Genomic DNA, 18,397 nt, shown 5'->3' on the forward strand with positions numbered 1-18,397 from the left:
ATATTCTTAATGAGCATCTGCATGCTCGTGATCGTGCTCTTCTACTGCCATACCGATAAATAAAGCAGATAACATTGTAAAAATAAATGCTTGTAAGAAGGCTACTAATATTTCAATTACTGAAATAAATAATGTTAACACTAATGAAATCCCTGTTGAAGCAACTCCTCCAAACTGAGCTTTTAAAGTCATCATTAACGCTATTAAACTCATTACTACGAAGTGCCCCGCTGTAATGTTTGCAAATAAACGCACTAATAATGAAAACGGCTTAATTAAAATAAAACCTATTAATTCGATTATAGCTAACACTGGTCTTAAAATCTTAGGAACTCCTGGCATCCATAAAGTGTGCATCCAAAAATCTTTTGTTCCACTTGAGATGTATACTACTAATGTAAAAATAGCTAAACAAGCTGTTACAGCAATTTGACCTGTAACGTTAAATCCTAATGGAGTTAATCCTAACAAGTTTAATATCCAGATAAAGAAAAATACCGTTAATAAATAAGGCATAAATCTCTTATACTTCTTTTCTCCAATATTAGGTCTTGCGATTTCATCTCTTACATATAACACTAATGGCTCTAATACACGACCAACTCCAGTTGGAATTGCTCCTTTTTTATAACCTTTAGCTAAAGAATTAAACCCTAAAAACATTAACAATCCTGCGAACAACATTCCAAAAACACTCTTAGTAATAGAAAAATCTAATACTTTGTGTGCATTTGTTGCATGGTGAGTTTCATCAAAAGCAACCTCAGTAGCTCCTTCATTTAACTCATAAATTTTACTATGAATCTTAACTAATTTTACATCTCCAGCATCAACGATAACTGTTCCATCATCATTATGATGGAATTTAGACGACATAAAAAACTTAATTCCTTTGCTTGTTTTAACAATTACTGGTAATGGAAAACCTACATGTTTTCTTTCACCTGCATCATTCGTATACGAATAAAAAGCAAAATCATGTGAATCTGCTAAGTGATGCTTAATGTAATCGTTGATTTCTTTCTTGGTGTTTACTCTTCCACCATCATTTTCTGAAGATTTTTTTTCTCCACCACCAGCAAATGCTGTGAATGAAGTAAAAACTAGTGCTAAGACTGTAAAAAACTTGATAGATTTTTGTGCTATCATCATGCCTTTTTTAATATAGGGTTATGGTCTCTAAATTTCCGTGCAAAGGTACACATTTAATTAAAACTACAAACCCTTTTTTTATCTTAGTTTTTCAAAAGATATTTTAAAGCAAAAAAAACATGAAACTATTTGCTATTCAATAGTTTTGAAACAGCAATAGCTTCTAGAATTAAAAATAAAAATAATGGAATTACTAATGAAAATCTTTCTGGCTTAGTTAGTTGTTCATTTGCGAAGACCGAAGCTTGAAAAATCAATACAAAAAATCCAATTTTTAAAAATATAGATGCTAAATACGCATATCCTGCCTGATTAGGCATCTTATCTGCTATAAACTCAACTATGAAATAGACAATAATTGCTGCTATAACATGAAATAGATATACCGCAAACAGTGAAAATGATAATTGAATTTCTTTTGAAGCTAAAACATAATTGTGAGGAATGTAACTTATTGCTAGTGTTAAAATTACTGCAGCAATAAAGAACAAAATTCGTTTAATCATTTTCTTTTGAAATTTTTGTAACTTGTTGAATAACGGAGAACATTGCTAAGAAAACAGCAACTAATGTACATATTTTGGTATATAACTCTCCTTCGTTTGGATATTTGGTATCTAACCATTCACCTAGTAAACTTCCTAGATAAATGGTTAAACCCATTTGAAAAGCAATAGTAGTAAACCGAATATATTTATTAAGCGGTTTTCTCTTTGAGTTTTTGCTCATCTTTATTTAATTCTTTCACGGCTCCTTTCATTGAACAAGTAGCATTAAATGCTGCACCTGGTTCTACTGAAAGCTTACCTATAACTACATCTCCATTTATATTTGCTGAAGATTTTACTGTTAATGTATTTGAAACCAATAATTCTCCTGAGAACTTACCTTCTACATCTGCATTTGTACACTCTACTTTACCTTTAATTAAACCAGAGTCTCCTATAATTACTCTACCATCTGTTTTTATGGTTCCTTCTAAAGTTCCGTCGATTCTGAAATCTCCTTCTGAAATAATATCTCCAGTAATCTTGGTGTTTTTACCTATAATATTTCTTTCTGATACTTTTCTTTCTCCTGCTTTTGCTTTCTTGTTTTCTTTACTAAACATACTTGGGGAATTTTGGGGAATTAAATTTTACCTAATTTTTTAATTATTTCTTTTGCTTTTTTACCTTCTTCGGTATTTGTATAACTAATAGACACAAACTCTAACGCTTTCTTATACACCTTCTTATCATTATACTTACCTATAGCTAAAGCTTTTAAGAGAGCAAATTTAGGAATTAAATTTGAATTTCTTATGGTTGGCAAAAATCCATCTATCTCGCTAACAACTTCTTCAAACTTGTTTTCTTTATATAAGTAATAGATTTCTTTGTATTTATCTAAGACTGCATCTTCTTTTTTCTCTTCCATTAACTTCTCGTTTGGATTACTTATGATTTGTGCAAACTTAGTATCTGAATATTTATTCAGTATAATGTTTTTAAATTCTGATGCTTTTTCTTCGTTATTTAAACTTGTATAAATCTGATATAAATGATAGCTAATAGGTAGTTCTAACTTATCATCTTTACGCTCTACTCGTAAACGTTCTAAGTTTTTAACTGCTAAGTCTGAATTTTTAAATTGCTCTTTATAAATTAACCCTAATTGATATAATGCATCATTACGATCGAACACTAGCTTATCTATAACTTTCTTTTCTGTTGGTATTTGACTTATATATGTAGATAATTCATAACGCTTATTCACCTTAGGCTCTGAAGATTCTTCTTCTTCATCGGTAATATTAGTAGTTGATTTATCTGACAAACGCCAGTTATCTTCCAAAGGTCTTGTACCCCATACTTTTTGAAACTCTGCTTTTCCATAACCTAAAGCCTGAGTATTGTAAAAGTACCATTTCCCTTTATTTGAAAGATTTATAGATGCTCCTCCTCCAAATGAGTTTCCAAAATTTTGAGCATTTAATAGTAACTGTTGTTTTTCCTCGTCTTCTTTCTTAATTTTTTCAATATATTTTTCAAAAAAAGATTCTTGCTCTTCTTTTGTCATTGCTACCAAATTAAGAATGCTATCATTTGTTTTAACTAGGTCTTCATACTTTCTTAAGGTTGTTAACCCTTTATTCTTCCTACGAATTCTACGTATTCTTTTCTCTTGGTCAAACTCTTTTGATGTTACTTGTAAAACACTGTCATAATACGTTCCTGCTAGCAAATAGTTCTCTTTATTAAATGCTATATTCCCTAAATGCTCGTAAGCATATGTTTTTTGATAATCATTGTTGTTTTTTGCTCTCAATGATTTTTCATAATAGGCTATTGCTTTTTCTGGATTGTTTCTTCCCTCCTCTAAAACTCCTGCCTGATAGTATAATGCATTTAAATATTTTCTGTTATCTGAGTTTCTAATTAACTTTTTTAATCGTGCTAAAACAACTATTGAAGCCGAATCGTTCTCTGTATTTTTAGCTAACTCTATATTTGCTCGAATACGGTATTTGTAAGGTGCTTTTCTGTAATCTGCTAATTTTCTAAACACCATTCTTGCTGAATCTCTTCTATCTAACTCACTATAAATTTGACCTAAAACAAACATATTTCGAGCTGCTTGCTCTTTATTTTTAAAGATTTTAGAAGCTGCCGTTAAATGCTCTATTACTTTTTGAATCGTATCTGTTTTTTGATACGCCATTGCCATTGCAGTATGGGCTTGTTCTCTAATTTCGTCTGGTAACTCTTCTTCATTTTCTTCTACTTCTAACAAAAACTTTAATGATTCTATAGCTAATTTCTCATTATCTAATCGAATATTTGTTTTTGCTCTCCAAATTTTAGTTTCGTTTATTAAGCTTGCATTTGGGTAATTTGCTATGATGTAGTTAAATGCCTCTATTGCTGGTATAAACCTTTGCGTGTAATATCTTGATTTTCCAAGTAATAAATAAGCATCGTCTATTTGACGATTTTTTTCATACCCATTTATATTCATTGAGTGCTTCTGAATTGCTTTTACTGCTTTTTCTTCTGCTTTATCAAATGGTGTGAGTTTTTTATTCTCTTCTTCTTCATCTTCTCCAAAACCTGTACCTGGTTGCAATGCTGGAGTTACAATTTTGTTTTCATCAAAAGTTATTGGTTCTATTTGTAATCGTCTCCAAAAATTGTCTTTATGTTTATCTTCAACTTCTTTTAACCCCTTTAAATAAGCTTGCTCCCCATTAAATAACACATTGTATTTTGTTGTTACTGCATGAAAGTTTCTATTTAAAAAAGCATCTTTTTTTACGCTACATGAATACACAATAGCTAAAAGAATATTGAAAACTAAAATTTTGTATAGTTTTTTCATAAGAATTACGCCTTTACTGTACAACAATATTATAGTTAAGTTATTGTACGTAAAAGCGTAAAAATAATAATAAAAAGATAATTTTTAGCCTAAGCTGAAAAATAGCTTTCTAATTCTTGTAATGTTTCTTGTGATGTATTGATATCTTTAACCACATTTCCTTTATCCAAAACCACTATTCGTTCACAAACATCGGTTACATGACTTAAATCGTGACTTGATACTAACACTGTAACTTCTTTATTCTCTGTTAAGGTTTTTATTATATTTTTCAATCTAATTTGTGTCGTTGGATCTAAATTAGCAAAAGGTTCATCTAAAATTACTACTTGTGGATTCCCCATCATAGCAGCAACAATTCCTGCTTTTTTCTGATTTCCTTTACTTAAGTCTCGTAAATATTTTTTCTTTCCTAGAATTTCCCCATTAAAAAACTCTTCAAACTGAGTTAAATAATCTGCAATATCTGCTTTATTCATTCCTCTTAACTCACCAACAAACTCAAAATATTCTTGTGGTGTTAAATAGCCTATTAAAAAACTTTCATCTATAAAAGAACCTGTAAAAGTTTTCCAGTCTTCGCTTTTATTTACCACTACTTCATTATTTACTATTTCTCCAGTAGTAGGTCTTATCAAGTCCAACAAAATATTAAAATATGTTGTTTTTCCTGCTCCATTGTTACCAACCAAACCAAATGATTGACCTGCTGGAATCTCTAATTGTTCAATATGTAAAACTTGAGTGTTTCCGTATTTTTTAGTAAGATTTGTTACTTGTATCATAATATTGTTTGATTAGTTTTCTTGATTAAATGCATGCACCATGGCATATTTGTTTGCTATATATTTTCTAGTAATTGCTATCATTAACTTTTGATGAAACGCAACTCCTAAAAGCCCTAAAGCGATCAAAGTTATTACAGCTGTTTCAAAATTCACAAGCCAATTAACAATTCCAAAAATTCCCATTGGTATTAGCATTAATGGTAAACCTATTAGCCATTGTACTGCTCCTGTTCCTTGGTAATTAAACGCTGCCTTTTGATCTAGATTTATTTTTTTTCTATTGAAAGTTCCTCCATACATAATTACATGAGTGTTTACCCCAATATTATATATAGCTGCTGCAAAATGTGCCAATAATATTTTCCATCCGAAGTATACATATGGGATTCCTAATACAAAAAAGATTATTACACTCATGCTCATAAGCATAAACTTCGATTTTAAATAACGTTCATATTTAAAATTCTGACTCATTAACATTTTGTAATAACTACTATCCCAAGCAGGTATAAATTGACCAAAATTAATTAAGAAGATTCCCGTTGAAAATACTCCAATGAAAGCATAGAAGAATTCCTTATCGGCATATTGTGGTTGTGGATAAAAAAACAGACCATATAATAAACCTATAATTGTGATCCATAAAGTAGATTTACTTCTTTTATTTCTTAAAATCAGTTTTAAATCTAACTGCATAAAAGGAGCTATTTCTCCAAAGTTTTTTGTCCAAGTATAATCTGATGTTTTGGCTTCTTCTACTTTGTTTTGTACTGCTGAATCTAAAAATAAATTACTCTTTAAAATACGGTAATTTGCAATATAAAACCCTACTAACAACAATATAGGAATTAGAATAAATATTGGATTATTAGAAATTCCTAAAATTGCATTTGAAATTAAATCTGAAAAAGAAACTATCTTAAAATAATCTAATGCAAACAATCCTGAGGATATTGCTATTAATGGTAAAAAGGATAAATCGCTTTTAGCACTTAAATTTTCTATAATGAAATTTAAAAAGTTAATTACTAAAACAATTATTATTAAAGATAAAACCCAAGGTATTATTTGACTTGGATTGTACCCTTTAGAAAGTAAAACAAAACTAAAAGGCACAAAGGCAAATAATGGTAAAAAGTTAAAAAATGAAAGTGCCGATTTACCTAATACATAATTAATAATTCTACTCCTTTTTATAGGTAATGTAAGTAATGGTTTAACTGTCATTACTGGAAGCTTTTGAAGAAAGAATCGAGCTACTAAGTCAAATAAGACCCAAAAGAAAAGAAGCCCATTAACTATTAAAAAAGGATCTTCATTTGGAAACATTTCTTTTAAAGCTGGATATATTCCTATACCTAACATTAAAAACATTAATGTAAAAAAAAGTGCAAAAAACCCAATAAATATTTTTATTCCAATATTTTTTTGCCAATAAGAAGAACGAAAATATTGTTTCCATTCTAATTTTAAAAAATGTGAAATCATTTGGTTTGTTATTAATTGATTGCTTATATGTATTCGTTTTCTAATTTTTGTTACATAAAAAAAGCACCAATTTTACAAAACCGATGCTTTTTAATATTCTTTTTTTGTTCAATAAGCTTATGCCCACTGACAAATTACTCCTCCCATTAATGCTAATGTTATAATCCAATATCCTGCATTTATAAACACATATTTAAAACTCTTTCTTTCAAACAATGCTTGTGTTCCTAAAATTGGTAGACTTATAAATAATCCAATCATAGTTCCATGCAGTGCTCCATGACCAAATGTTCTGAATCTATCTCCAAAATTAGACATGAATTCTTTAAAGTAAGCAAATGCTCCTCCTGTTTGCTCCATAAAACCTGGTTCTCCCATTAATACTGACTGTACTCCCCATTGATGTATAACTAATGTTTGTAATATAAATGCTAGTAAAAAACTAAACACATAAGAGAGTCCAAAAATCTTCCCCATATTAGCTCCCTGCATTGATTCTTCTGTAAAGTTGACCTCTTTCATCCAAGCATTTTTAAAAAGCATTGGACCATACCAAATAAATCCCATCACCATAGGAACTAATGCTGCTATAGCGGTAATTAAAAAATTAAATTTCATAAATATAAAGTTTTGGTTTACAATCAAATATAACAAAAAAAGCATCAAATAATTATTTGATGCTTTTCCAGTTATTTTCTTTAAAACTTATTTAATTTTCATTGATTTTGCTATTGCTTCTAATTCAAAAATGAAATCTCGTTTATTTACTGAAGGTGCATATGTAAATCCTTCAAAAATTACCAATCGATTGTTTTTCTTATCGATTACTGTATAGTTTATAAATGGCCCTGCCATGAAATCATTTTTTACTTCCCATTTACCTCTAGTTTCATATGCTTTTTTACCATCTATTTCAGCATCAAATGTAAATGGTGTATATGCTTGCTCTGTAATCATATACATTCCTTCTCTGCTTCCTGGTATATGTTTTTTACCTATAGTATCACGCACTGAAGTAATATTATCTGAAACTTTAGATTCATCTTCTAAAGGCACACTGTATATTAAAATATTATTGGTTCCATCTCCTCTAGCTATCCCACTTTTTAGATGTTGTCTCATCCATAAAAAATTCCCAGTATCTTCAACTAAATTGTATCTTCTAGGAATATCAACTGTTAATCCAAGATTTTGAACTGTTTTGAATTTTGTTTCATCTATACGTTCTTTCTTAAAGTTACTCTGGATAAACTTTATATCTTCATCTTTAAATAACTTTATAATTTCTTTACCTCTATTTTTTATTAAATTTATTAAACCCTCTTTATTTTTTGCCGTTGCATAAACTATTATTTGGGGCATGGCATATTTATTTTTTTCTACCGTAATATCTTCTTCAGTTCCTTCTTGAAGAATTAATATTGCTTTTGCATGCCTTATAAAACTACGAAACCCTACAGGATCTACTTGATTAACAGATAAAAGTGTTTCTGGTTGTGGTAATCCTACTTGATGCTCACCAAATACAGTACGAATTTCATCTCCAATCTTACCTTCCCAATCGGCTGCCTTAGTTACAACCATTATTTTATTGGTATTACCATTAGAAGTTGGTAAAATATAGCCACTCTTTCCGTTTCCTGTTTTACACGAAATTACTAAGCACGCCAATACTAACATGGTTACTATTTTCTTCATAGTTTATATTTTAATTGTTTAGTTGTAGAATTTAGCTTTTAAAAATTTTAAGCTTCATTCCAGGTTTTAGACTTTTTACACTCCAAATATTATTCCATTTTTTGATTTGTTCAATAGAAATTGATGGATATTTTTTTGAGATGGTCCATAATGAATCTCCATTCTTAACAATGTAGATTTCATGTTCACCTTTTGGTGTTTTATGTTTCTTTTTTGAAGCTTGTTTTGGTATTGCTATTCTTTTAGGATAAATACTTAAGCGTTGACCTATTTTAAGTCTATTATTACGTAAACCATTCCAACGTTTTATATCTCTTACCCTTACTCCAAACTTATTTGCTATTTTCCCTAAATAATCGCCACTACGCACTCTATAACGAATACGTTTATCCATTTCGAAATATTTAGGTAAAGGTTTTTCTCTTTTCGCATCGTCTTCATTTGCCAAGGTATAGATATCCTTCTCTTTATCTAAGAATTCTATTACACTTTTTCTAGGTAACCTAACTGCATAATTCTTTCCTTTTACATATGGAATTATGTCTAGTTTATACGATGGATTTAAAAACGATAATAAATCTGTATCGATTTTTGTTTTTTCTGAAATCTGATCAAAACTTATGGTTCTTTTTACCCTTACTGTATCTGTTTCAAAGTGAAATATTTTTGGTGCTTCTGGATAAATCCCATGCTCTTCTGCATATTCAAAAATATACATCGTTGCGTAAAAAGCTGGTACATATCCTGCTGTTTCCCTTGGTAAAAAAGGTCTAATATTCCAGTAATTTTTATAACCTCCAGATCGTTTAATTGCTTTTGAGACGTTTCCTGGCCCAGAATTGTATGCTGCTAAAGCTAAATCCCAATCTCCAAATATTTTATATAACTGACTTAAGTATTTACAAGCTGCTATAGTTGCTTTTACAGGATCTTGCCTATCATCTACATAAGAATTAACTTTTAAATCAAACTGAACTCCTGTTCCATACATAAATTGCCATAAACCCGTTGCTCCTACTCTTGAACGAGCATCTGGACGTAAGGCTGATTCAACAATCGCTAAATACTTCATTTCTAATGGTACATCGAACTGATCTAAATATTGTTCGAACATTGGAAAGTAATATTTAGCTTTTGCCATTAAAGCCGGATAATACTTTTTACGATATTTTAAATAACCATTTATTACTTTTTCTAAAGCTGGATTGTATGCTAAATGAAATGGTGTTTTTACATCTATATCATTCAATCGTTTTTTTAATAAATCTGTTGAAAGTATTGTAGTTGTATTCCCTAGAATGTCTTTATCATTTATTACATACTGAATACTATCAAACAACGATGAATTAAACTTTTCTTCTATTAGCAAACTATCAATCATTTTCAAATCGGCATCTGAAAACAAATCTTCTGCTTGCTTTATTTTAATAGAATCTTTTGCTACAATCGTTGAATCAACGGCAATTTCTAGGTTTGGTTTTTCTACTGAAGTACTGTCAACAGGTTGTTGTGCAAAAATTGAAACTGTAAAAAAAAGTAGTAATAGTAAGTTTTTCATCTTTGGTTTAAATATCTAATTCTACAGCTATTGGACAGTGATCTGAATGCTTTGCTTCCGGTAAAATATAAGCTCTAGAAATTTTATCTTTTAAAGGTTCAGTAACCATTGCATAATCTAATCGCCATCCTTTATTATTAGCTCTAGCATTCGCTCTATAACTCCACCATGAATACTCTTGTCGTTCTGGATTTAAATGACGGAAACTATCGATAAATCCACTATCTATAAATTTACCTAACCATTCTCTTTCTTCTGGTAAAAATCCTGAAACTCCTTTCATTTTTGGGTTATGAATATCAATCTCTTCATGACAAATATTATAATCTCCACAAATTACTAAGTTTGGAATTGTTTTACGTAACTCAGTAGCATAAGCTAGTATTTCGTCCATATAGTTAAACTTATAATCTAACCTTGCTGAATTTGTTCCTGACGGTAAGTACATGCTCATAATTGAAACCTCATCGAAATCTACACGAAGGTTTCTTCCTTCAAAATCCATAGACTCTATGCCTGTTCCATATTCTATATGCTTTGGCTCTTCTTTGCAAAACACCGCTACTGATGAATATCCTTTCTTTTCTGCTGAAAACCAATAGTGATAAGGGTATCCAGCATTTTCAAACTCAGTTACATCTAGTTGTTCTTTATGTGCTTTGGTTTCTTGTATACAAATTACATCTGGACTAGCTGCTTTTAACCAATCTATAAATCCTTTTTTTAAGGCGGCACGTATTCCGTTTACGTTATATGAGATTATTTTCATTTAATTAAAATGATTGATTTATTGGTTTTAAATAGCCATTTCTGGTATTTCTCCATTTACAATTAAAGTACCTTCTGTTGCTTCTTTAATTTCTTCTACTGAAACCCCTGGTGCTCTTTCTAATAAATGAAAAGCATTATCTTTTATTTCAAGTACTGCCAAATTGGTAACTATTTTAGTTACACATCCAACTCCTGTTAATGGTAGTGAACATTTTTTTAGCAATTTAGATTCTCCTCTTTTATTGGTGTGCATCATTGCTACGATAATATTATCTGCTGATGCTACTAAATCCATGGCTCCTCCCATTCCTTTTACCATTTTTCCTGGGATTTTCCAGTTTGCAATATCTCCATTTTGTGCTACTTCCATAGCTCCTAATACTGTTAACTGAACATGTTGCCCACGAATCATAGAAAAACTTGTAGCTGAATCGAAAATAGAACCTCCATCTAAAACCGTTACAGTTTGTTTTCCTGCATTAATTAAATCGGCATCTTCTGTACCTTCTACTGGAAAAGGTCCCATTCCAAGTAATCCGTTTTCTGATTGAAACTCTACTTCTATTCCTTCTGGAATATAATTTGCCACCAAGGTTGGGATTCCAATTCCTAAGTTAACATACCATTTATCTTGTAATTCTTTAGCTATTCTTTGTGCTATTTGTTGTTTTGTCAATGCCATCTTATTACAATTTTGGTGTTACTGTACGTTGTTCTATTCTCTTCTCGTATTTTTCTCCTTGAAAAATACGTTGCACAAAAATTCCTGGAATATGAATCTGATTTGGATCTAATTCGCCAGCTGGCACTAATTCTTCTACCTCAGCGACTGTAATGGTTGCTGCTCCACACATATTTGGATTAAAATTACGTGCTGTCCCTTTAAATATTAAGTTTCCTGCTGTATCACCTTTCCATGCTTTTACAAAAGCAAAATCGGCTTTAAAAGCTGGTTCTAATACATACATTTTGCCATCAAACTCTCTTGTTTCTTTTCCTTCTGCTACTTCTGTTCCATATCCTGCAGGTGTATAAAATGCTGGAAAACCTGCCTGAGCAGCTCTACATTTTTCTGCTAATGTTCCTTGTGGCGTTAATTCTACTTCTAACTCACCAGATAACATTTGACGCTCAAACTCATCATTTTCTCCTACGTATGAAGAAATCATTTTTTTGATTTGCTTATTTTGTAGTAATAAACCTAAACCAAAATCGTCAACTCCTGCGTTATTTGATATACAAGTAACATCTTTTACTCCTAATCTTACCAATTCTGCAATTGCATTTTCTGGTATCCCGCACAAACCAAAACCTCCTAACATAAAAGTCATTCCGTCTTTTACGCCAGCAACTGCTTCTTGTACGTTATTTATTTTTTTATTTATCATGTTTAGTTGTTTGTTTTTCTAAATACAATTAAAAATCAGTTTCTTCATCTTCTACTTCCTTCTCTTTCTCTTCAACATCTCCTTCTACTTTTTTCACCTCATCACAGTTGATATTGATTGATAAGTCTTCTTCTGGTTTTTCAAAATCTTCTTTACTAATGTTAAGCGTTTTATCTTCATAACATTTTTTCATAAATAATCCCCAAGTTGGTAAAGACATCGTAGCTCCTTGTCCATATGCTATTCCTTTAAAGTGAGTAGCTCTATCTTCTCCTCCTGTCCAAACTCCTGTTGCTAAATTTGGAACTATTCCCATAAACCAACCATCTGATTGATTTTGCGTTGTTCCTGTTTTTCCTGCAATTGGATTTTCTAGCTTGTAAGGGAACCCTGTTGATATTTTTTTATACTTAGTCCAATTTGATCTTAATCTTCCTCCTGATCCGCTTAAAGTTACACCTTTCATTAAATCAAGTATTACATACGAAGATTCTTCACTTAATACCTCTTTTGTTTCTGGCACAAATTCTTCTAATACAGTTCCATTTTTATCTTCAATACGTGTAATCATCATTGGACTTACTCGTAATCCTCTATTAGCAAAAGTTGCATAAGCACTTACCATTTCTATTAATGATAAATCTATAGCTCCTAAGGCTATTGATGGATTTGCTTCAATTTTTGATTTTATTCCTGATGATTCCGCTAAACGTGCAACATTTATCGGCGATACTTTATCTATTAATTGTGCTGTTACTACGTTTGTAGAATGTGCTAATGCTTCCTTAAGTGTTAATTCTCCTCCATACTTATTATTTGAGTTTTTAGGTGTCCAGTCTTCTGGCATTCCATATTTCTCTTTTGGAATTGTGTATAAAATGTTTGGCAACTTATCACACGGAGACATTTTCAATTGGTTTATTGCTGTTGCATACACAAATGGTTTAAATGTAGATCCTACTTGACGTTTTTGTTGCTCTACTGCATCGTACTTAAAATACTTATTATTAATTCCTCCAACCCATGCTTTTATATGTCCTGTTTGCGGTTCTATAGACACCAATCCAGAACGTAAGAAATGTTTATAATAACGGATTGAATCGTAAGGAGTCATTACGGTATCTTTTTCTCCTTTCCATGAAAACACTCGCATATCTGTATCGGTATTGAAAGATTTTTCTATCTCCTTTTCCGATTTTCCTGCCGCTTTCATTCTCTTATAACGTGTAGAACTTCTTTTTGCACGTTTCATACTATTCAAGATTTCTTTTTTATCTAAATCGTAAAACGGTGCTGTTCTATTCTTTTTCTGTTCTGCAAAGAAAAACGATTGTAAATTTGCCATATGTTCTTCTAATGCTTCTTCAGCATATTTTTGCATTCTAGAATCAATAGTAACATATACTTTTAATCCATCTTTATATATATTGTATGGCTGTCCATTTGGCTTTAAATTATTTTTTGCCCACTTCTTTAATCGTTGTTTTAAGTTTTCTCTAAAGTAAGTTGCTAATCCATCACTATGACTTTCCGGAGTGAAATTAATTTTTAATGGTAATTTTTGTAATGAATCTTTTTCTTTCTCTGTTAAAATTCCATTTTTTGCCATTTGTGAAAACACTACATTTCTTCTTTGTAATGATTTCTTTTTAGAAACTTTTCTATGTGGATTATACTGTCTTGGGTTTTTTAGCATTGCTACTAAAATTGCCGATTCCTGTAAGTCTAAATCTTTTGGTTCTTTTCCAAAATAGATACGTGCTGCTGAACGTATTCCTGTTGCATTAAAAAGAAATCCTTGTGTATTTAAATACATTGTTGCAATTTCTTCTTTCGTATACTGACGCTCTAACTTTACAGCCACCACCCATTCTTTCATTTTTTGAGTAATACGTACAATTATATTCCTCGAAGCTCTTCCTGTAAAAAGATTCTTTGCTAATTGTTGTGTAATTGTACTTGCTCCTCCTCCAGCACCCATTTTGGCTACTGCTCTTGCTAAACCTCTAAAATCTATCCCTGAATGTTCATAAAAACGTTCATCTTCTGTAGCTACTAGAGCCTTTATTAAGTTTTCAGGTAAATCTTTGTATTGGATTGGCGTTCTATTTGCTTTTACATAGTATTTCCCTAAAGTTTTTCCATCTGCTGAAATAACTTCTGTTGCTAAATCACTTTTAGGATTTTCTAATTCTTCGAAAGATGGTAATGCTCCAAATACTCCCCAAGACGCTAATAAAAACATTAAACATATAAATAGGAATCCACCTAAAACGATAGACCAAAACCACTTAATATATTTAACAAAACTGACTGCTTTTTTCTCTGCCATTATTTAATTTTTTCTATTCTAAACCCTACCTGAGTAATTCCTTCTAATTCTTCTATACCTTCAATTTCTCCGTTTTTTCGCATTGCTTGTCGAACTTTAAAGGTATATTCTCCGGCTTTTGGGAATGTTATGTTTTCTTTATAATAAAGTTTATTTTCTTTTATATCTGTAAATCCAGTTCCTAAAAATTTCCCTGTAAGATCAGCCATATCATACTCTAAAGTATCTATAATTGCTTCTCCATCTGGAAAATCCATTTGAGTTATTAAAAACAAGTTACTATAACCGTAATCTTTATTGTTTCTTAAATTTATAAATAAGTTTTTCTTGTTTATAGAATCGTTTATAGTAAAAGTAAATGCCAGTGTATTTTCTTTATTCCATGAATTACCTGACAACGAGATATATTCGTCGTACTCTCTTTTTGAGTCGCACGATATTAGCATAAAAATTGCTAAAAAGAATACTGCTATTTTACTCTTTGTTATTCTTGTTTTCATTATTCTTATTTCCGTTTGGTTTTCTTTTTCTCTGATTATTATTTCTTCTTCTTTGATTATTTGTTTTTTTCTTTTGTGCTTGTGTTTTATTTTCCTCTGAACCTTTTTGAGGTTTTGGTTTATTTGACTTAGGATTATTCTTAGGCTTTTGCTTCCTATTATCAACCCTTTTCTTGTCAGTTTTTTTATTATTTGGTTCTGCTGCTTTAGCTTGATTTTTTTGTGGTCGTTTTTTAGGTCTTGTCTCCGTAGCTTTATTTGATTCTTTCTTCGTTTTCGCTACTGGACCTTTCCCTATTGGTTTTCTTGACCTTCTTCTATTTCCTCTTCTTGGCTTTTTTGGAGTATCAAAACGTGTTAAACTATCTTGTCCAACTACATTTTCAAAATTAACAGCTTCTTCTTCTGTAATTTCTAACTCATATTCATCTAACGGTAAAGCTAGTTCATTATTTTTATTCAATTCAATAATTTCATGAACTTGATCTAAGGATAACTTAAACCATTTAAAACTTTCCTCTTTGTAGGTATACCAAAGCATTTTTTTGAAAATATCCATTTTTACAAAAACAGCATCTCCTTTTTCTGTTTTAAGTATTTTATCTTGCTTTGGAAAACTTTTTAATGCATCTAAATAGGTGTCTAATTCAAAGTTTAAACAGCATTTTAATTTACCACATTGCCCTGCTAATTTTAAAGGGTTTAATGATAGTTGTTGATAACGTGCTGCTGCTGTATTTACCTTTCTAAAATCTGTTAACCAGGTTGAACAACACAATTCTCTACCACAAGAACCTACTCCTCCTAATCGAGCTGCTTCTTGACGCATTCCTACCTGACGCATCTCTACTCGAATAGAGAAAGTTCCTGCTAAATCTCTAATTAATTGTCTAAAATCTACACGCTCATCCGCAGTATAATAAAAAGTAGCTTTGGTACCATCTCCTTGATATTCCACATCTGAAAGCTTCATTTTTAATCCTAAACGACTAATTATTTCCCTTCCTTTTCTTTGTGTTTCAAGCTCTTTTTCTCTAGCTGCTTGCCAGATATCAATATCTTTTTGCGATGCTTTTCTGTAAATCCTCTTAACATCTTCACTATCTGCAGTAATTTTTCGTTTCTTCATTTGAACTTTCACTAGCTCTCCTGCTAACGAAACAATTCCTACATCATGTCCTGACGATCCTTCAACTGCTACAATATCTCCCATTGAAACAGTTACTTTATCTGAATTTTTAAAAAAGTGCTTTCGTCCGTTTTTAAACCGAACTTCGTATATATTAAATGGAGCTTCACCTGTTGGTAAAGTCATATTTGATAACCAATCAAAAACGGCTAATTTATTTCCACTCCCACAAGTGCCTGTTGCACAATTTCCATTGCTTTTACACCCATTAGGAACCCCGCTTTTGTTAGTTGAGCAACTGCTACAACTCATAAAATAGTATATTTTTATAAATATTTTTTAAACCTGATATTTATACAGTATCAAAAAACATTTTTTTATTATTGATTTTCAGCTAGATAAAGTTTATTTTATCACAACTTCCCTTAATCAGTAAAGATACATATTCTATTGAAATCTTAAAATGGAATCTTTGCATTAAAAAACTCCCTATAGATTTTAAAAATCTATAGGGAGTTTTTATTGCTATTATAGTTCTTTAAACTATTTCTTTTTTGCCCAATTATCGCGTAATCCAACTGTTTTATTAAAGACTAGATTTTCTGGTGTTGAATCATCATCAACATTGAAATATCCTAATCGTTGGAACTGGAACCTGTCTCCTATTTTTGCTGTTTGTAAACTTGGTTCTACAAATGCTTCTATTTTCTCTAAAGAATCTGGGTTGATAAACTCCATAAAATCTTTGTCTTTGTGAGCGTCTGGAGCCTCGTCTAAAAACAATCTATCATACGCTCTTACCTCAGCTTTTACTGCATGTTTTACAGAAACCCAGTGTAAAGTTCCTTTTACTTTACGCTTACTTTCTTCTGTTCCACTACCTGATTTTGTTAATGGATCATAAGTACAGTGAATTACTGTGATATTTCCATTCTCATCTTTCTCACAACTTGTTGCTGTGATAAAATATGCATTCTTTAATCGAACTTCTTTTCCTAATTTTAATCTGAAAAACTTTTTATTTGCTTCTTCTCTAAAATCTTCTCGTTCAATATAAATTTCTCTTGAAAATGGTACTTCTCTTGTTCCTGAGTTTTCATCTTCTGGATTGTTCTCAGCAATTAAGATTTCTTCTTCTCCTTCTGGGTAATTATCAATAATTACTTTTACTGGATCTAGAACTCCCATTACTCTATTGGCTGTTTTGTTCAAATCTTCTCTGATTTTAAACTCTAACAATGCCACATCTATTACATTCTCTCTCTTTGAAACTCCAACTGTTTCAATAAAGTTTCTAATTGATGCTGGGGTATATCCTCTTCTACGTAAACCTGAAATTGTTGGCATTCTTGGATCGTCCCATCCATTTACAACACCTTCTTCAACTAATTTCAACAACTTACGCTTACTCATTATAGTGTAACTTAAGTTTAAACGTGAAAACTCTCGTTGTTTTGGTGGATTTGGATATTCTGATTTACTATACTCATATACGTTATCTCTAAACCAATTGTACAATTCTCTATGTGGTTTAAACTCTAACGAACATAACGAGTGTGATATTTGTTCTATATAGTCACTCTCTCCATGTGTCCAATCGTACATTGGGTATATTACCCAATCATTTCCTGTTCTATGGTGAGCTTTCTTTAAAATACGATACATTAATGGATCTCTCATTAACATATTTGGTGACGCCATATCTATTTTAGCACGTAAAACATGTGTTCCTTCTTCGAACTCTCCGTCTTTCATTCTAGTGAATAAATCTAGATTTTCCTCTACACTTCTAGTTCTATAAGGGCTATTTTCTCCTGCTTTTGTAGGCGTTCCTTTTTGTACTCGCATTTCTTCTGAAGTCTGGCTATCTACATATGCTTTCCCATCTTTTATCAATTGTACTGCCCAATCGTATAATTGTTGAAAATAATCAGATGAATACAATTCGTTTTCCCATTGATACCCTAACCAAGAAACATCTCTTTTTATAGCATCTACATACTCTTGTTCCTCTTTTGCTGGGTTTGTATCGTCGAAACGTAAATTTACAGGAGCATTATACTTTTCTCCTAAACCAAAGCTAATTCCAATAGCTTTTGTATGTCCAATGTGTAAATATCCGTTTGGTTCTGGTGGAAAACGAAAACGTAAGTTTTCTTTTGGCATTCCATTTGCCAAATCTTCTTCAATAATTTGTTCTAAAAAATTCAATGATTTCTTTTCTTCTGACATT

Annotated in this window: 17 protein-coding genes; all 17 read right to left on the minus strand. The window is 31.1% G+C overall.

The window, feature by feature from the left end; genetic code table 11:
* Nucleotides 1-6 precede the first annotated feature (6 nt).
* On the minus strand, nucleotides 7-1,152 hold the full coding sequence (atpB, locus tag MHN29_RS16720) for a F0F1 ATP synthase subunit A (protein ID WP_150899458.1): 1,146 nt from the start codon (nucleotides 1,150-1,152) through the stop codon (nucleotides 7-9).
* A gap of 125 nt (nucleotides 1,153-1,277) precedes the next feature.
* Nucleotides 1,278-1,658: a DUF6168 family protein gene (locus tag MHN29_RS16725; RefSeq protein WP_217701365.1), complete on the minus strand. Its 381-nt coding sequence runs from the start codon at nucleotides 1,656-1,658 to the stop codon at nucleotides 1,278-1,280.
* The gene (locus MHN29_RS16730; RefSeq protein WP_150899459.1) at nucleotides 1,651-1,881 is read right to left on the minus strand and encodes an AtpZ/AtpI family protein; all 231 of its coding nucleotides are present in this window, start codon (nucleotides 1,879-1,881) and stop codon (nucleotides 1,651-1,653) included. Before MHN29_RS16730 ends, MHN29_RS16725 begins: the two co-directional genes overlap by 8 nt.
* The gene (locus MHN29_RS16735) at nucleotides 1,850-2,263 is read right to left on the minus strand and encodes a polymer-forming cytoskeletal protein (protein ID WP_150899460.1); all 414 of its coding nucleotides are present in this window, start codon (nucleotides 2,261-2,263) and stop codon (nucleotides 1,850-1,852) included. Before MHN29_RS16735 ends, MHN29_RS16730 begins: the two co-directional genes overlap by 32 nt.
* Before the next feature lie 20 nt (nucleotides 2,264-2,283).
* Nucleotides 2,284-4,512 (minus strand): tetratricopeptide repeat protein, encoded by a 2,229-nt coding sequence (locus tag MHN29_RS16740; protein ID WP_235275641.1) that lies wholly within the window; start codon nucleotides 4,510-4,512, stop codon nucleotides 2,284-2,286.
* Nucleotides 4,513-4,601: 89 nt separating this feature from the next.
* Nucleotides 4,602-5,297, minus strand: coding sequence for an ABC transporter ATP-binding protein (locus tag MHN29_RS16745; RefSeq protein WP_235275642.1), 696 nt, complete (start codon nucleotides 5,295-5,297; stop codon nucleotides 4,602-4,604).
* 12 nt (nucleotides 5,298-5,309) lie between these two features.
* Nucleotides 5,310-6,788, minus strand: coding sequence for a DUF5687 family protein (locus tag MHN29_RS16750; RefSeq protein ID WP_235275643.1), 1,479 nt, complete (start codon nucleotides 6,786-6,788; stop codon nucleotides 5,310-5,312).
* 117 nt (nucleotides 6,789-6,905) lie between these two features.
* On the minus strand, nucleotides 6,906-7,406 hold the full coding sequence (locus MHN29_RS16755) for a DUF1761 domain-containing protein (RefSeq protein WP_150899464.1): 501 nt from the start codon (nucleotides 7,404-7,406) through the stop codon (nucleotides 6,906-6,908).
* A gap of 87 nt (nucleotides 7,407-7,493) precedes the next feature.
* The gene (locus MHN29_RS16760; RefSeq protein ID WP_235275644.1) at nucleotides 7,494-8,486 is read right to left on the minus strand and encodes a DUF4837 family protein; all 993 of its coding nucleotides are present in this window, start codon (nucleotides 8,484-8,486) and stop codon (nucleotides 7,494-7,496) included.
* A gap of 31 nt (nucleotides 8,487-8,517) precedes the next feature.
* Nucleotides 8,518-10,044: a lytic transglycosylase domain-containing protein gene (locus MHN29_RS16765; RefSeq protein ID WP_235275645.1), complete on the minus strand. Its 1,527-nt coding sequence runs from the start codon at nucleotides 10,042-10,044 to the stop codon at nucleotides 8,518-8,520.
* A gap of 7 nt (nucleotides 10,045-10,051) precedes the next feature.
* Nucleotides 10,052-10,813: an exodeoxyribonuclease III gene (locus MHN29_RS16770; protein ID WP_150899467.1), complete on the minus strand. Its 762-nt coding sequence runs from the start codon at nucleotides 10,811-10,813 to the stop codon at nucleotides 10,052-10,054.
* Nucleotides 10,814-10,840: 27 nt separating this feature from the next.
* Nucleotides 10,841-11,497 (minus strand): CoA transferase subunit B, encoded by a 657-nt coding sequence (locus MHN29_RS16775; RefSeq protein ID WP_235275646.1) that lies wholly within the window; start codon nucleotides 11,495-11,497, stop codon nucleotides 10,841-10,843.
* Between the two features lie 4 nt (nucleotides 11,498-11,501).
* On the minus strand, nucleotides 11,502-12,203 hold the full coding sequence (locus tag MHN29_RS16780; RefSeq protein WP_150899469.1) for a CoA transferase subunit A: 702 nt from the start codon (nucleotides 12,201-12,203) through the stop codon (nucleotides 11,502-11,504).
* A gap of 28 nt (nucleotides 12,204-12,231) precedes the next feature.
* Nucleotides 12,232-14,535, minus strand: a complete 2,304-nt coding sequence (locus MHN29_RS16785) for a transglycosylase domain-containing protein (RefSeq protein WP_235275647.1) — start codon at nucleotides 14,533-14,535, stop codon at nucleotides 12,232-12,234.
* Nucleotides 14,535-15,035, minus strand: a complete 501-nt coding sequence (locus MHN29_RS16790; RefSeq protein WP_235275648.1) for a gliding motility lipoprotein GldH — start codon at nucleotides 15,033-15,035, stop codon at nucleotides 14,535-14,537. Before MHN29_RS16790 ends, MHN29_RS16785 begins: the two co-directional genes overlap by 1 nt.
* Nucleotides 15,010-16,476 carry a regulatory iron-sulfur-containing complex subunit RicT gene (locus MHN29_RS16795; RefSeq protein WP_235275649.1) on the minus strand — a complete coding sequence of 489 codons (1,467 nt, stop codon included), beginning with the start codon at nucleotides 16,474-16,476 and terminating at the stop codon, nucleotides 15,010-15,012. The genes MHN29_RS16790 and MHN29_RS16795 overlap by 26 nt, the downstream gene beginning before the upstream one ends.
* A 231-nt stretch (nucleotides 16,477-16,707) precedes the next feature.
* A complete protein-coding gene (locus tag MHN29_RS16800) occupies nucleotides 16,708-18,396 on the minus strand; it encodes a glutamine--tRNA ligase/YqeY domain fusion protein (RefSeq protein ID WP_150899473.1) in 1,689 nt (562 codons plus the stop codon).
* Nucleotide 18,397: the final 1 nt, after the last annotated feature.

This window comes from Tenacibaculum sp. Cn5-46, from assembly GCF_022347705.1.
In the GTDB taxonomy this organism is placed as follows: domain Bacteria; phylum Bacteroidota; class Bacteroidia; order Flavobacteriales; family Flavobacteriaceae; genus Polaribacter; species Polaribacter aiptasiae.

Coding starts and splice junctions, on each gene's coding strand:
- MHN29_RS16770 (WP_150899467.1), bottom strand. CDS start 10,813: ATGAAAATAATCTCATATAACGTAAACGGAATACGTGCCGCCTTAAAA.
- MHN29_RS16775 (WP_235275646.1), bottom strand. CDS start 11,497: ATGGCATTGACAAAACAACAAATAGCACAAAGAATAGCTAAAGAATTA.
- MHN29_RS16750 (WP_235275643.1), bottom strand. CDS start 6,788: ATGATTTCACATTTTTTAAAATTAGAATGGAAACAATATTTTCGTTCT.
- MHN29_RS16780 (WP_150899469.1), bottom strand. CDS start 12,203: ATGATAAATAAAAAAATAAATAACGTACAAGAAGCAGTTGCTGGCGTA.
- MHN29_RS16740 (WP_235275641.1), bottom strand. CDS start 4,512: ATGAAAAAACTATACAAAATTTTAGTTTTCAATATTCTTTTAGCTATT.
- MHN29_RS16795 (WP_235275649.1), bottom strand. CDS start 16,476: ATGAGTTGTAGCAGTTGCTCAACTAACAAAAGCGGGGTTCCTAATGGG.
- MHN29_RS16785 (WP_235275647.1), bottom strand. CDS start 14,535: ATGGCAGAGAAAAAAGCAGTCAGTTTTGTTAAATATATTAAGTGGTTT.
- MHN29_RS16800 (WP_150899473.1), bottom strand. CDS start 18,396: ATGTCAGAAGAAAAGAAATCATTGAATTTTTTAGAACAAATTATTGAA.
- MHN29_RS16735 (WP_150899460.1), bottom strand. CDS start 2,263: ATGTTTAGTAAAGAAAACAAGAAAGCAAAAGCAGGAGAAAGAAAAGTA.
- atpB (WP_150899458.1), bottom strand. CDS start 1,152: ATGATGATAGCACAAAAATCTATCAAGTTTTTTACAGTCTTAGCACTA.
- MHN29_RS16725 (WP_217701365.1), bottom strand. CDS start 1,658: ATGATTAAACGAATTTTGTTCTTTATTGCTGCAGTAATTTTAACACTA.
- MHN29_RS16755 (WP_150899464.1), bottom strand. CDS start 7,406: ATGAAATTTAATTTTTTAATTACCGCTATAGCAGCATTAGTTCCTATG.
- MHN29_RS16765 (WP_235275645.1), bottom strand. CDS start 10,044: ATGAAAAACTTACTATTACTACTTTTTTTTACAGTTTCAATTTTTGCA.
- MHN29_RS16745 (WP_235275642.1), bottom strand. CDS start 5,297: ATGATACAAGTAACAAATCTTACTAAAAAATACGGAAACACTCAAGTT.
- MHN29_RS16730 (WP_150899459.1), bottom strand. CDS start 1,881: ATGAGCAAAAACTCAAAGAGAAAACCGCTTAATAAATATATTCGGTTT.
- MHN29_RS16790 (WP_235275648.1), bottom strand. CDS start 15,035: ATGAAAACAAGAATAACAAAGAGTAAAATAGCAGTATTCTTTTTAGCA.
- MHN29_RS16760 (WP_235275644.1), bottom strand. CDS start 8,486: ATGAAGAAAATAGTAACCATGTTAGTATTGGCGTGCTTAGTAATTTCG.